Origin of the sequence: Dendronalium phyllosphericum CENA369 (genome assembly GCF_016056275.1) — a bacterium.
Taxonomy (GTDB): Bacteria; Cyanobacteriota; Cyanobacteriia; order Cyanobacteriales; family Nostocaceae; genus Dendronalium; species Dendronalium phyllosphericum.
This window is the reverse complement of sequence record NZ_JAECZA010000004.1, coordinates 1-14691: the sequence shown is the minus strand read 5'-3', so window position 1 is coordinate 14691 and position 14691 is coordinate 1. Positions and strand designations below refer to the sequence as shown.

The following is a 14691-nucleotide window of genomic DNA, read 5'->3' as shown; positions in this document are numbered from 1 at the left end:
TGTTAGTTATGTCTTTCAAACTGCTCTAATTCTTTATCCGCAAGAATTTTTTGAGCTATCCGCATTGGCAGATGTTCTGCATACAGGCGGTTTCCTATAGATTCCCGCAGACGTAAGCTGTAAAGCGGCTCACCTTCTGATTCTTTATCTTCAATTAAATAAACCTGTTCTGGTGCATAGCTTCGCAACAAACGAACTTGCAAATAGGTTTTTAAATCTCGCGAAGAAATAGATAGGGGTGAATCTTGTCCAAATAATTCACAAGCCACTTTCCAAGCGTGGTTAACTGCTACAATCTCTTCAACTAACTTCTCAATAGAGGGGTACAACAGTTGCGTAGTTTCATCAGTCAATGCTTTTACCCTACTTGCCTAAGATTGAATAGTTTATTGTTCCCAAACATAGAAATTTATTTATATAAATTCAGCAACTACCTGTAACGAAAAGAGTGCTAGTCGCTAAACCCTAATCCTCAGTCTTCCCAAAAATCGAGTCATTTGCCCTTGCAACAACTAAAATGATCGCACTTTGCTAAACCACCGCTACAATTGCTTTAGATTCATGACTCGATCGGCAAAATCATCCCGTATGAGCAATACGCCCCATCACTACATTCCACACCTTAACCCCATCATCTTGGTTGATTTGCGACCTTTAGCGTAATTATTGCTTCAGAAGGCGGTAAAAACCTGCACTACACTTTTTACTGGAAGCATTCATCAAAACAGCGCTGAGTAAAACGAAGCATCTTAAGAAGGAATTGTAAGGGTTTTTCGGTCTGAAGCCTCCGACTGGAGTCTAAAAGAAAAACAAGCGAGTTCCTTATTCAATCTCCTAACTTTAATTATGGTGTTTCACTCAGCACTACTAAATCTAGCATCGCCTTTTATCATTGTGCTTTTACCCACAACCTTGAGACGCGCTAATATTTCAGCATTTACCAAGCATGTTTTGAAATAGCATTTCACTCATCTCTTACTAAATAATGAATATCATTTTTACAACTAGCAGGAGTTGATGATGTCAAAAAAACTACCATCAAATAATTCCTTACGAGCTAGCCTTATTGCTTTAACGATTGGATTTGCTGGGTGTGGAAGTCAAGTTATAAGTACTTCTTTTAGTCAAACTGCCAGCATAAACGAGAATCTCCCGCAAGTTGTGGCTACTACAAGTGTGCTGTGCGATCTAATTAAACAAGTTGCTGAGAATACAGTAAATCTTACTTGTTTAATTTCTCCAGATCGAGACCCTTATGTTTATCAACCCAACTCAGAAGACCGCAAAGCTATCGAGCAAGCTAATCTGATTCTCTACAATGGCTATAATTTAGAACCAAGATTAATCAAAATCATTAAAGCAACTAAAAACTCTGCACCGAAAATAGCCGTTGCTCAACTTGCGCTTCCTAGACCGCAGCAATTCCGTCAAGGTAGTCGCAGAGTCGCTGACCCTCATATCTGGCACAATGTCAAGAATACTATCAGTATGGTAGAGGTAATTAGCAACAACCTGAAGAAATTAGAACCCAACAATGCAGTAACTTATAGTGACAATGCAAGTGAAATAAAAAATCAACTGCTCCAAATTGATAGTTGGATAAAATCAAGAATTGCTAGTATTCCTCCCAAGCAACGCAAATTAATGACAACCAATAATGCGTTGAGTTATTACGCCAAAGCCTACGGTCTTTCTTTAGGAACAATAGAAGGTACTAGCACTGAAGATAAACCAACAGCTACACAGCTAAAAAATTCAGTTAAAGACATTCAACAGGCTAAAGTACCAACAATTTTTGCAGAGACGACGACAAATCCTGAGTTGATTCAATCCTTAGCCCAAGATGCAGAAGTGAAGGTTTCAGAAAGAGAACTGTATGCTGATGGACTTGGGGAATCAAGAAGCGATGCAGACACTTATCAGAAAATGATGATTGCTAATACCCGCACAATTGTAGAAGGTTTGGGTGGAACTTATTTAAGATTTGAAGCAAAAGCTCCCTAGATTATGCAGCACAACTTTTACTGCGATTAGGTAATCAAAAGCTATGCAGTTTAATGAATAATTAGACGTAAATTTTCTCAACTCACAAGTAAAAGGAGCCAGCGCGCTGGCTCCTTTGCTTAATTACCTTTACTAAATTGATGCTCTAAAAGCGATAGCCTAATCCTGCTTGGAAACTGACAGCATCTGCATCGCTGTTCTTGTAAGCGTCAATACCCCATTTAGCATCACCATAGGCGATGATATTTTTGGCAACTACTGATTCTGCACCGAGGGTAACTACAGGTGCATTTTCATTACCTAACGGAGTATTTTTACCTTTGTCTGTGACAAAAGAGTAACCACCACCAAAGTAAACGTTAGTGTTTTTGGCAATGGGCACATCGTAAGTCACTATAGGCATAATTGCTGTGGCATCGCCGCCAAACAAAACGCTACCTCGAAGTGAGACAGGCGCATTGGGAATAGCGTAGCGTCCTTGGACGTTGCCACCAAATTGAGCATCGTTACCTTGTCCGCCACTAGTTGCACCAGCGGAAATACCAGCACCGATATAGTTACTGTTCGTACCAGTTGTTGTGGCTGTTTGAGCAGAAGCAATTCCTGCGGAGAAGAGAATAGAAGCAACAGTAAGGAAAGAAGCGGCTAAAGTTTTAAGTTTCATAGGTTTCTCTTTACTAGATTAAGTTCAATTAATGTTCTCTAGTACTAGAGTCACCTTTTTAAAGGGCTTTCACCCTCCTGCACTTGGTTCACCCTGTAAGGTTAAAAATTTTTCACCTTATTGGGTGAACTCACTAGGCAATTTAAATGGCAGCTATTTTTTTAAGAAACGCTGGCGCATACGAATTACAAAAGAATTCACTTCTGGGATTTTCATCCATGAGGCGATCGCCCCAAACACCACAAGCCCGACTAAGCTTGAGATGCACAACTCTAATATTAGAATTAGTAAACCTTCTTTACCTAACACCTGTTGCAAAACAACCAAAGTTAGATAACTTGTAATTCCAGTTACGACACTACCCGCAGTTAAACCCAGAATTGGCACAGTCCATTCTCGCCAAGGTAAACCATTCAACTTGCGATCGAGCAACCACAATAGCATCAACATTGAACTGCAATTTACACTCACTGTTGCTAAAACCAAACCAGGAGCGCCAAAAGGTTTAACTAAAATCCAATCTAATCCAGCATTGAGCAAGATGTTAATAGTACTGATACGAAAAGGTGTTTGTCCATCGCCCAAGGCGTAAAACACCCGTACCAAGACATCACGCCCTAAATATACAAACATACCAATGCCGTAAGCTACTAGTAGCGAAGATACCAACTGCGTAGCATCTTGCTTGAAAGCACCGCGTTCGTACACAACCTGCACAATCGGTACAGATAAGGATACCAGTAGCGCTCCTAAAGGAAGCATGGTAAAGGCAGTAAGCAGTAATCCCTGGCGAATGCGTAATTTGAGATCCGGCCAATTTTCCGGTTCGGCAAGTTTGGCAAATATTGGTAATAAGGGCAGCAAAATAATATTAGAAATAATCCCTAGGGGAGTTTGTACTAATAAATTGGCGTAATTAAAACCAGCCGCAGCACCAGGAATCGGGCTAGCAAAGTAAAGGTCAGTAGCAACGTTAATTGGCATCATCCCGGAGGAAACGGTCGCTGGAGTCATAATTCTAATCACTTCTTGGACGCTGGGAGATTTAAAATCAAACCGCAGCCGCAAAGTGCCTAGTCCTAACCGCCACTGCACAACTAACTGCACCAGCCACTGGAGAATTGCCCCGATTAAGGTTCCCCAAGCTAGTACCATACCACCGATAAAAGCATATTCTGGCTTGATAATGTCCTTGCCATATTGCAAAACCATGACACCAATACCAACAATTACGGTGATACTGGATAACAAAGGACTAATGGAGAGCAACCAATACTGATTGGCTGCATTCAGAGTACCGAAGCCAATGCCAATTAATCCCGACAATACAGCCATCGGGGCCATAATTTGGATTTGCTGGATGGCGATACCTCTGGTTATGGTATCCAAGCCATGACCTACTAAATCAACAAGCTCATCTGCTAGGAAAAGTTGAGCAAATGTCACCAGTAAGAGCAATCCTCCCACCAGTGTTGTTACTGTTTCTACTAAGGGAGCCGCTTCTTCTTGTCTGCGCCTAGCTAAAACACTAACGACCGCACTGTGTAATGGCCCGTTCACACCGCCTAGTAATATTAATAGAAAGCCAGGAATAATATAGGCGTAACTATAGGCAGTGGCAGCCGCACCAACACCAAAAGCGGCAGCGATCGCTAACTGTCGCACTAAACCAACAACTTTACTAATTAATGTGGCTGCGGCAACAATGCCAGCAATCCCAGCGAAAGAACGAGAGGGCGTTTGCTCTTGATTAGTCACGAAAAATACCTGACAACTCTGCTAGAGTGCATATCTCTTGAATATTTAACCTGAAATCTTAAGGACTGTCAGCTTAAATTTGCCAAATTAGTCATGAGCTTTTAGTCTCATGGCAATAATTTTAAGTGCGAACGCTCAAAATTCAATTGCTGAGATGGCGAGGATTGTATGCATTTTAGCCAAAAAGTCAGAGGGGTAGGTATGGAAAAGGGGAAAGGTAAAAGGTTTTTCTTATTCCTTTTCCCCTTACCCTTTTCCCGACTTCTTTTTTAAGTCCACGATCCCAACGCTAGACAAAATAATTAATTGTGCGATCGCTGTGCTAACACGCCTAAGCTGACAACTGACAACTAACAACCAACTTTTGTATAGACGCGCCACGACATGTTTGTATTGTTTTTTCAAGACAGAATTATTTTTTGGCTCTTACAAAGATGCCTCGAAAAGGGGAACTATAACAATAACCATCTTCTCGGAAATAGTTAGACATTCTAATAATTGGAAGTTTGTCATAGTTTTAATGCTATTCAACCAAAGAAGTTTGGCATGACAAATATTTATAAAAAACCAAAATTCAAAGCAATGGAACTCAATTCAAACTTTGCAGAAAATTCACTTTTACTGTCAGACGTTCAACTTCAAGAGCAACTAGAGCAACAAAAAGCTTTAGCAAGTGTGATTGCACGAATTCGGGAGTCTCTTGACTTAGAGACAATTTTTCAAACTACCGTTATCGAAGTGCGTCAGTTGCTCAATGCTAATCGTGTAGCAGTCTTTCAGTTTGATATGGGAAAAAACTGGGAAGGAGAATTTATTTCTGAAGATGTTGCATCTGGTTGGATTTCGGCTATGGCAGTTAAAGTCCGCGATCGCTGTTTTGGAGAGCAATTTGCTGTTCATTACCAACAAGGTCGGGTACAAGCGGTTGCTGATATTTATGAAGCTGGATTAAGCGATTGTCATGTGGCAATTTTAAGTCAATTTCAAGTACGCGCCAACCTCATTGTCCCTCTATTAAGGGAGAAAGAACTGTGGGGATTGATTTGCATTCATCAGTGTAGCGAACCTCGGCACTGGAAAGAATCAGAAATTGAATTTATTCGTCAAATTGCTAACCATTTAACAGTTGCCATTCAACAAGCCAAGCATCTTCATGAAGTGCAATTACAAGCCGCACAATTGGCTCAAGCAGTTCAGCGCGATCGAGTCATCGATCGGCTTGTTGATAGAATTCGTTCGCCTCTTGACATTGACACTATATTTAAAACCATAACTGAAGAAATACTCAAATTGCTGCAAGCAGATAGAGTTGCGATCTTTCGTTTCAATGCTGATTGGAGTGGTAGCTTTGTTGCCGAATCGTTTACCGAAGGCTGGACTCCCTTAGTTAGCGTTCAAAATGCGATCGCTGATACTTATTTGCAACAAACCCAAGGGGGACGCTACGTAAATAACGAGACATTTATAGCCAATGACATCTATCAAGCTGGGTTAAAAGACTGCCATATAAACCTGTTGGAACAATTCCAAGCAAAAGCTTTTGCAACTGCTCCTATTCTTCAGGGAGACAAACTTTGGGGAGTCATCGCTGCTTACCAAAATTCGTCACCTAGACAGTGGCAATCTTATGAAGTTGAATCACTCAGTAAAATCGGCACACAAATAGGTGTAGTACTACGGCATCATGAATTATTAACAAAAGCACAGTACCAAGCAGAGCAACAAAAAACATTAACTAGCGTCATTACTCGCATTCGGGAATCCTTAGATTTAGACACAATCTTTCAAACTACTGTCACCGAAGTGCGACAAATGTTGCAAGCAGACAGAGTGGGAATTTTTCGTTTTAACCCGCAAAAAGACTGGGAAGGAGAATTTATTTACGAAGATGTAGCTCTTAGTTGGACTTCAGCAAGAGCAGAAAAAGTTTATGACCACTGTTTTAGCGAACATTTTGCACCACTTTACGCCCAAGGCCGAGTCAATGCGATCGCTGACATTTATCAAGAAAAGTTTCAAGCCTGCTACGTTCAAATACTAGAAAGATTTCAAGTACGTGCAAATATGGTTGCACCCTTGTTAAAAAAGGGCGAACTTTGGGGATTGCTGTGTATTCACCAATGCGATGCTCCTCGTTACTGGCAATCTTCTGAAATTGAATTTGCCAGTCAAATAGCCGAGCAACTAGGAGTTGCATTAAGACAGGATTCTTATTTAAAACAATTTCAAATGCAGGCTGTCCAGTTAGCAGAAGCTACCGAACGTGAGAAAGCAATGGAACGACAAGAACTTCTAGCTGCAACTATTGATAAAATTCGTCAGTCGCTAGATGTTAAAACTATTTTTAGAACGACTACCCAAGCTGTTCGAGAGCTGCTTGAAGTTGAGCGAGTTGCAATCTACCGCTTTAACTCTGATTGGAGTGGTAAATTTGTAGCAGATTCATTTAAAGATGGTTGGAAAGCTGTTGCACAAGCCCAACCAATGATTATAGAAACTTTTGAGCACCCAGACGAAGATGATAAATTGCCACGCAATGAAACTTTTGTTCCGATTCGGCAAGGCGAGACATTATGGGGATTATTAGTTGCTTATCAAAATTCGCAACCGCGCTATTGGAAAGATGAAGAAATTAATCTACTAGCACAAGTAGGGGTGCAGTTAGGAATTGCTATTCAGCAAGCAGAATTACTCGAACAAACCAAACGCCAAACTCTAGAATTAACTCAAGCATTGCAAGAATTAAAACAAACTCAAACCCGATTAATTCAAGGTGAAAAAATGGCAGGTTTAGGGCAACTACTTGCAGGAGTTGCTCATGAAATCAATAATCCTGTCAGTTTTATTTTTGGCAATCTCGTACATTTAAATGAATATATTAAAGAACTGCTAAACGTTATCAACATTTACCGTCAAAATGATTCTCTATTTCCAGATATTAAAAAACAAATAGATAAGACTGATTTAAATTTTATCCTTGAAGATTTACCTAAAACGCTTGATTCGATGAAGATTGGAACGGAGCGAATTAGCCAGATTGTGCTATCACTGCGAAATTTCTCTCGTACAGATGAAGCTGAATTGAAACCAGTAGATATTCATGAGGGTTTAGACAGTACTTTACTGATTTTAGGGCATAGGCTTAAAAATAATAATGAACGTCCAGCTATTGAGATTGTGAAAGAATATGGTGATGTTCCTTTAATAGAATGCTACCCCGCTCAATTAAATCAGGTGTTTATGAATCTCCTGAGTAATAGTGTTGATGCATTAGAGGATAAGTTTAAAACTATACATCAAAAGCATTTAAAACCATCAACAATTAGCCCCAAAGTGCCCTTAACTATTTGGATTAATACGCAATTTATTAATAAGCAAATTGTAATTAGAATAGCTGATAATGGTCTTGGTATTCCAGAAGAGGTGCGATCGCACATTTTTGACCCATTTTTTACCACCAAATCGCCAGGTAAAGGTACGGGCTTGGGATTGTCTATCAGCTATCAAATAGTGGTTGAAAAACATCACGGTCAGATTAAATGTTCCTCTAAACCAGGACAGGGAACGGAATTTTTAATTGAAATTCCCAGCGGTAATTAAAAGCAACTGGGTGCTAGAGATTCTTTGACCTGTCTATGAAATTATGACCCCATACTTATCCCAATGAATGACTTCTCAAACGAGGTTGCGATCGCTTTGAGTGGGGTCATTTACTTACTTGACTTATTTAGGCTCTCATAAGAAGGTAAATCTAAATTGTGCTTGGGTACTATTTAGATTTACCCAAATTATTTTGACACTTGAAACAATAATTTTGGATGGAAAGTCAACCACTTATGTCTATCTATACAATTCTCAACAAAATGAATTTTTTAGCAACAAAAGTAGAGAGATTGTTACCAATTTCATATTCAAGATGAATTTTAAAACCCTTTAAAGGTCGTACTTTGACAATTATTAAGAAATATGGATGTAAGTACGGATTCTGAGTAAAAAGTTAGAAAGTGTTGGGAAGGACTTTAAGTCTTAAAGGTGTAATAAGTTTTTTCAGATACCTCATCTAAAAAAAGTTTGACAGACCACTTATGAAGTAAATCTTAAGTAAGAAGGGAAAAAGTGGCGTGGATATTACTCCCGCTTCATTGCTGTTGCGTTAAGCTAAAGCCATAGCGCATGATGTTACTGACAGTGCATTAAGTGCTTTAATCGTGTTTTTTTATGACAAATCACATCAAAATATGTGCTTAATATACCCTACAGGAATTTTATTTTTACTTTAAATAACCTCTGACATGTGGCTTTATGACCAAAATCAAGTATCACAATATAGGTAAGATAAAATATTTAGTTTTTATCCAGTTATTAGCAAAACAATATTAGTACTTCTTAGTTCAATAAGATAAATTCTAAACCAACTTACAGCTTAGTAATACAAAAGTTCTCATTTTGGAACAAGCAAAAAATTTTATATTAAATTATGCCAGCCTAGCCAAATGACCGATAGGAATTTATTACAAATATCATTACTAAATTACGTCTTAGGGATGATGTAAAAGTTTTATTTAAATTTAAAATCATAGTTTTAACTTTGATCCCCAATTAGTTTTAGCAGAAAATTGGTGTGTATTCACTTGAGTAATCGTTTAAAAATATAACAAGAATCTAAAAACTTCCTAAAGTTTATTTTTTCATTGGGATCGCTGAAACATAGAGTAAATAAAGACTTTTGGCTATACTCCGTATTTATATCTAGAAGCAAAATATAAGGATGCAACTCAGCCATCAACGGCACTAAAGATGAACTAAAATGAAATCCAATAAATTCTTGACATCTGCCTGTCGATATTGTCGTCATTACAAGCCAGAGGGTCGTCGTGGGGGAATGTGTCAGCAGTTGGGAGCGCCAGTTCAAGCAAGTTGGAAAGCTTGTTCTTTGGCACTTCCACCTTTTGCACCTTCTTGGGAAACTTTGGAAGGTGTTTGGAGTTTACCAAATGCAACAAAAGTGTTAGCTTCGACTCACTCTATGGCTTCTAATGTTGTAGATAATGTGGTTCTTGTCCCTGTGGAGGAAATGGCTAGCTGTTCCTTACCAGAGGCTGAGGCTAAGGCAGTACGAATTTAGTCAAACTTTATTACTAGACTCAGTTTGTAGTCTGCTTAATATTAAGATTTATCTTTAAGATTTCTAGTGCTGTAAAATTTCACTTCTTGCTTGAAAAATCGCACCTTAAAATAAGGTGCGATTTTGGCAATTTTTAAGGAAGCCAGGGGAAATTGCGAAAATTCGGTGGACGCTTTTCGAGAAAGGCTTGTTTTCCCTCTGCTCCTTCTTCTGTCATGTAGTACAGTAGGGTGGCATTTCCGGCAAGTTCTTGTAAACCAGCTTGTCCATCACAATCAGCATTGAATGCTGCCTTTAGACAACGAATAGCGATCGGACTTTTTTCTAAAATTTCTTGCGCCCATTGAATGCCTTCTGGTTCTAATTTTTCTACAGGAACAACGCAATTAACTAAGCCCATTTCTTGGGCTTCCTGGGCATTATATTGACGGCAAAGGAACCAAATTTCTCGCGCCTTTTTTTGTCCTACAATACGGGCGAGGTAGCTTGCTCCAAAACCAGCATCAAAACTACCAACTTTCGGGCCGCTTTGTCCGAAAATGGCGTTATCAGCAGCAATGGTGAGGTCACAAATTAAGTGTAGAACGTGTCCACCACCGATCGCATAACCGGCTACCAAAGCAATTACTACTTTTGGCATAGAACGAATCAAGCGTTGCAAATCCAGCACGTTCAAGCGGGGAATGCCAGCATCGTCAACATAACCCCCATGTCCCCGCACGCTTTGATCGCCACCAGCACAGAAGGCATATTTACCATCTGTGTGCGGTCCAGCACCAGTAAATAGGACTACGCCGATGCTAGTATCTTCACGAGCATCACAGAAAGCATCATACAGTTCAAAGACAGTTTTGGGACGAAAGGCATTGCGTTTCTGGGGGCGATTGATGGTGATTTTAGCAATGCCATCGGTTTTGTGATACAGGATGTCTTCGTAGGTTTTGGCGGTTTGCCAGTTAATTTCCATAGAAATGAAGTGCGCTATTGTGCTTGAGAATTTTAGCGCGTAAGGGACAAGCGATCGCTAAGATTAATGTCTCAAACCTTTACAATCAGGCTGGTAATTGACTAGCAACCACAATGCGACGCGACTCCATCTTCTACAAATTGTTCAAGCAATTTCCAGAATTACTGTTTGAATTGGTAGACCAACCACCCTTAGAAGCTGCTGGCTACCAGTTTGAATCAGTTGAGGTCAAAGAAACAGCGTTCCGGATTGATGGAGTATTTCTACCTCCTGCTAACGCATCCCAAGTGGTCTTCTTTGCTGAGGTGCAGTTTCAAAAGGACGAAGATTTGTATCACCGCTTCTTTAGCGAATTATTTTTATTTCTCTATCGCCACTCTATCCGTTATGATGACTGGTTTGGTGTAATAATTTTTGACTCTCGGAAGTTGGAACCCTCTAACTCAACTATTCACCGCGCTTTGTTAGAAAGTGGTCAAGTCCAGCGGGTTTATCTGGATGAGTTGGGAGATTTACGACAACAACCTTTGGGATTGGGGTTGATGTTGCTGACTAGGATTCCGGAAACAGAAGCAGTGGAATCAGCTCGGTTTTTGTTAGAACAAGCACGGCAACAATCAGAGCAAGCGATAATTGAGTTAGTGACGACGATTATTGTCTACAAGTTTTCTACTCTGAGTCGAGAGGAGATTGAAGCAATGTTAGGACTGAATTTGGAAGAACCACGGGCTTTCCGCGAAGCAAAGGAAGAAGGACGTGAAGAAGGACGCGAAGAAGGACGCGAAGAAGGACGAGAACAAGAAGCGCGATCGCTCGTTCTGCGACTGTTAAATAGACGAGTAGGCGCAATTCCCGATGTGCTGCTGTCCCAGATTCAGGCGTTGTCCCTAGAACAGTTAGAAGCATTAGGTGAGGCGTTATTGGATTTTAGTGCGATCGCGGACTTAGAACAGTGGTTACAAAATCAAGCTACTGGTTGAGAGAGCTCGCTCATCCTACCTCTATCTCAGAAGCTCGATCGGCGCAAACTGACGCAAATTATCCTGTCGCCACTTGGCATCAGCTTTGCGATTTGTCCGCAACTCCAAAACCCGAATCCCCATAGTTGGAAGTGGGTTTAATTTTTGCTGCAACTGTTCCCAAGAAGTAATCAATTCATGCTGCACATTGTAAGTAGCGCATAACTGGGCGAAATCAATATCCTGGGGAGTACCAAAAAATTCTTCAAATGGTGGGTCGAATTTCGCAATGGGTAACATCTCAAAAATTCCACCGCCATTGTTGTTGATTAACAAAATTGTCAAATGTCCGACAAATTTATTTCTGATTAAAAAACCATTGGTGTCATGCAGTAAAGCTAAATCACCCGTTAACATCACACTACTTTGCTGGCGATGGGCAATTCCTAAAGCTGTGGATAACGTACCATCGATGCCATTTGCACCACGGTTAAAATGCGATCGCACCCCTAAATTATTCGGTTGCCAAAAAAATTCCACATCCCGCACAGGCATACTATTGGCAATAAACAGCGGCGTTCCTGGCGGTAGAGTCTGGGAAAGTAACCACGCGGCTTTGCCTTCAAATAACTCCTCCATTGTGTCCATAGTTTGGTCAACAGCTTTTCTAACTTGAGCTTCAGCAGTACACCAAAATTTTAGGTACTCATCAGCCAATGAATTAATTCTCCCCTGCTCCCCTGCTCCCCTGCTCTCCTGCTCTCCTGCTCCCCTGCTCCCCTGCTCCTCTGCTAACTGTTCCACCGCAACTCGTAAATGCGTCGTCCGCCCGTGCAAAGGGTCGAGGTTTTGGTCGCTGGGGTCAATTACCCAGCGTCGGGGTTGGGTTGCATCTATCCAGCTACGCAGTTCTTTACTCGTAGGCATTTCACCCACCTGAATTACCATTTCAGGCGCTAGCTGTTTCGCTAATTGCTGATTACGCAAAATTAGGTCATAAGTGGAAATTAAATAAGGATTAAGGTCGGCATAATTTCTCACTGGCGAAAGTCCCTCTGCCAGCACGGGCCATTTAAGAGTTTGGGAAAGTCGGGCGATCGCTCTACAATATTCTTGCGGCTGCTGTGGTTGAGCAACACCAGCAATGATGATACCGCGATCGCATTTTTGCCATTCTTGGAAAGTGGGAAGTAAAGAGGCGATTAATCGCGTCTGCACAAGAGTGGAGATTAGAGAATTGCTGTTTATTCCTGCAAAGAAGTCTTGTAAATGGAACTGTGACTGGAAATAACTCAAGTCTGTGCCATCAGGAACAGGTGCGAGAGGGTCACGAAAGGGAATATTTAGATGTACTGGCCCTTTTGTGGGAGTTTGTGTTCTTTCCCAACTGTGAATTACCGTTTGTCGCAAATACGCTAGCATTCCCATATCTGGGGAAGGTAAAGCTAACTCTGCTTGCCAGTTTGGATAGTTACCATATAATTTCCACTGATCTATTGTTTGCCCAGAGTGGCAATCTCGCAATTCTTGTGGTCTATCGGTGGTTAATATTAAAAGTGGTACGCGACTTTCTTTAGCTTCAATCAGCGCTGGGTAAAAGTTTGCTCCAGCGGTTCCAGAGGTGCAAACTATCGCCACCGGACATCCTGTAGCTTTGGCTCTCCCCAAGGCAAAAAAGGCGGCGGAGCGTTCGTCGAGAATGGAAATGGCTTCAATATCAGGTACTTGTTGGGCAAAGGCGACTGTTAGGGGTGTGGAACGGGAACCAGGACAAATTACGACACAACGCAATCCCAAAGTTTTTAGCGTTTCCGTCAAGATATAAGCCCAAAGTTGATTAACATTCCTAAAGGCGATTGGCATCAAATCAAGCATAGCTATTCAGATAATCTTAAATTTTAGATTTTGTATAGAGATCGATTTAAAATCCGTTTTGAAAAGTTTGCTAAGGAGGGAAACCAACGCCACTTGCTTCAACGCTCTTAACCCGCGCAACGTAGTGGCTCCTCCTTGCAACTTTTCGCTACAAAATTTGCTCTCAAACTTTTATGGATTGCATTCATTTAACGGGAATTCGCTGCTATGGCTATACTGGTTATCTGGCAGAAGAACAGGTACTAGGACAATGGTTTGAGGTAGATGTGAAGTTATGGTTGGATATCTCCACAGCTGCCAAGACTGACGCGATTGAAGATACTTTAGATTATCGCAGCGTCATTAGCTTAATACAAAATCTGGTTAAAACATCCAAGTTTTCTCTACTGGAACGGTTAGTAGGTACGATCGCAGATTCTATCCTCCAAGAGTGCGATCTTGTCACACAAGTCCAACTTACCGTTAGTAAACCCGCTGCACCTATCCCAGATTTTGGCGGCAAAATCAGCATTGAAGTGACTAGAACTAAGCCGGGATTTTGAAGCATACGCCTGCTTTTCCATCCACAGAATATAGCAGTCTTAAATGAGTTGTGAAAAACCTCTCCCTTGTCTGTTCACATCTTGCACCTAGCCCCAGCTCATGGAATTCGCGGCTATACAAACGAAGTCCCTCCGGGTGAAGCTCCTTCTCCCAAGGGGAGACGCTTACGCGAACGTCGCTAACGCCAGCCGCCTGTGGAAGGAAACCCTCCCCGAAGTCGCCTCAACGGGGGGGAACCCCCGCACGGCACTTCTCTTTGCAGCGCTGGACTCACCGCCTACGCGGACTAACATAGAATCAAGGGTTTGGAACCCGCGCAGGCGGGTAAAGTCTCGTGTAGCCGCGACTTCAGTCGCTTGGTACAAGATATGTGTCTGTTCTTCTTCACAAATCAAATAGGATTGCTATATTTCTATGCAGTAGGGAGAGAAAAGGCGTACACGATCAATACCGTTGCCAAAATAAGAGCATGAAGAGGTAGGGCGTTTCGTAGTAGAGTTATTGTCTCTCACAACGACAACTCAGAAACTACTAGCCGCCCATGCCCGACATCTTATCACTATTGCAATGTCTTCTACCGCAGATAAACGCCACAACGATGCGACAGTTGAACCAGATAATACAGGCCATGTTAGCGATGAATGGGCGAATCACAATGTTGGGAATATCCCGGTGGGCAGAAATGGGTGGTAGTTATCGAACAATGTTGAGGTTCTTTCATACAGTAATACCTTGGGCGACGCTGTTTTGGATATTTTTTCGTAAACATTTGTGGCGGAAGAATGAAGTATATTTA

The 14691-nt window shown here is 41.3% G+C and carries 11 protein-coding genes; 6 read left to right on the top strand and 5 right to left on the bottom strand.

The annotated features are described in order from the left end of the window. Window positions 1–2 precede the first annotated feature (2 nt). The gene (locus tag I8752_RS01820; protein WP_214430622.1) at window positions 3–353 is read right to left on the bottom strand and encodes a hypothetical protein; all 351 of its coding nucleotides are present in this window, start codon (window positions 351–353) and stop codon (window positions 3–5) included. Between the two features lie 667 nt (window positions 354–1020). Here I8752_RS01820 and I8752_RS01815 point away from each other — a divergent pair. Continuing rightward, window positions 1021–2004, top strand: a complete 984-nt coding sequence (locus I8752_RS01815; protein ID WP_214430712.1) for a metal ABC transporter solute-binding protein, Zn/Mn family — start codon at window positions 1021–1023, stop codon at window positions 2002–2004. Window positions 2005–2149: 145 nt separating this feature from the next. Here the strand turns inward: I8752_RS01815 and I8752_RS01810 are convergent, their stop codons facing one another. Beyond that, window positions 2150–2668, bottom strand: coding sequence for an outer membrane beta-barrel protein (locus I8752_RS01810; RefSeq protein WP_214430621.1), 519 nt, complete (start codon window positions 2666–2668; stop codon window positions 2150–2152). 153 nt (window positions 2669–2821) lie between these two features. Next, entirely contained in the window at window positions 2822–4426 is a 1605-nt protein-coding gene (murJ, locus tag I8752_RS01805; protein WP_214430620.1) for a murein biosynthesis integral membrane protein MurJ, read from the bottom strand. Window positions 4427–5008: 582 nt separating this feature from the next. Here murJ and I8752_RS01800 point away from each other — a divergent pair. Both I8752_RS01800 and I8752_RS01795 read left to right on the top strand, forming a co-directional pair. Beyond that, entirely contained in the window at window positions 5009–8026 is a 3018-nt protein-coding gene (locus I8752_RS01800) for a GAF domain-containing sensor histidine kinase (RefSeq protein WP_214430619.1), read from the top strand. A 1207-nt stretch (window positions 8027–9233) separates the two neighbouring features. Beyond that, complete coding sequence (locus tag I8752_RS01795) at window positions 9234–9551, top strand: hypothetical protein (protein WP_214430618.1); 318 nt, start codon at window positions 9234–9236, stop codon at window positions 9549–9551. Window positions 9552–9684: 133 nt separating this feature from the next. On the opposite strand, the gene menB is transcribed toward I8752_RS01795, so the two are convergent. Further along, entirely contained in the window at window positions 9685–10518 is an 834-nt protein-coding gene (menB, locus tag I8752_RS01790; RefSeq protein WP_214430617.1) for a 1,4-dihydroxy-2-naphthoyl-CoA synthase, read from the bottom strand. 113 nt (window positions 10519–10631) lie between these two features. Here menB and I8752_RS01785 point away from each other — a divergent pair, with 113 nt between their 5' ends. Then, window positions 10632–11498 carry an Rpn family recombination-promoting nuclease/putative transposase gene (locus I8752_RS01785; RefSeq protein ID WP_214430616.1) on the top strand — a complete coding sequence of 289 codons (867 nt, stop codon included), beginning with the start codon at window positions 10632–10634 and terminating at the stop codon, window positions 11496–11498. A gap of 21 nt (window positions 11499–11519) precedes the next feature. Here I8752_RS01785 and menD read toward each other — a convergent pair whose 3' ends face one another. Then, window positions 11520–13352 (bottom strand): 2-succinyl-5-enolpyruvyl-6-hydroxy-3-cyclohexene-1-carboxylic-acid synthase, encoded by a 1833-nt coding sequence (menD, locus tag I8752_RS01780; protein ID WP_214430615.1) that lies wholly within the window; start codon window positions 13350–13352, stop codon window positions 11520–11522. A gap of 173 nt (window positions 13353–13525) precedes the next feature. On the opposite strand from menD, the gene folB reads away from it, so the two are divergent. Together folB and I8752_RS01770 are read left to right on the top strand one after the other, a co-directional pair. Beyond that, a complete protein-coding gene (folB, locus tag I8752_RS01775; RefSeq protein WP_214430614.1) occupies window positions 13526–13894 on the top strand; it encodes a dihydroneopterin aldolase in 369 nt (122 codons plus the stop codon). Window positions 13895–14436: 542 nt separating this feature from the next. Then, window positions 14437–14691 (top strand): transposase (locus I8752_RS01770; protein WP_214430613.1); only part of this gene is annotated, 255 nt, incomplete at its 3' end.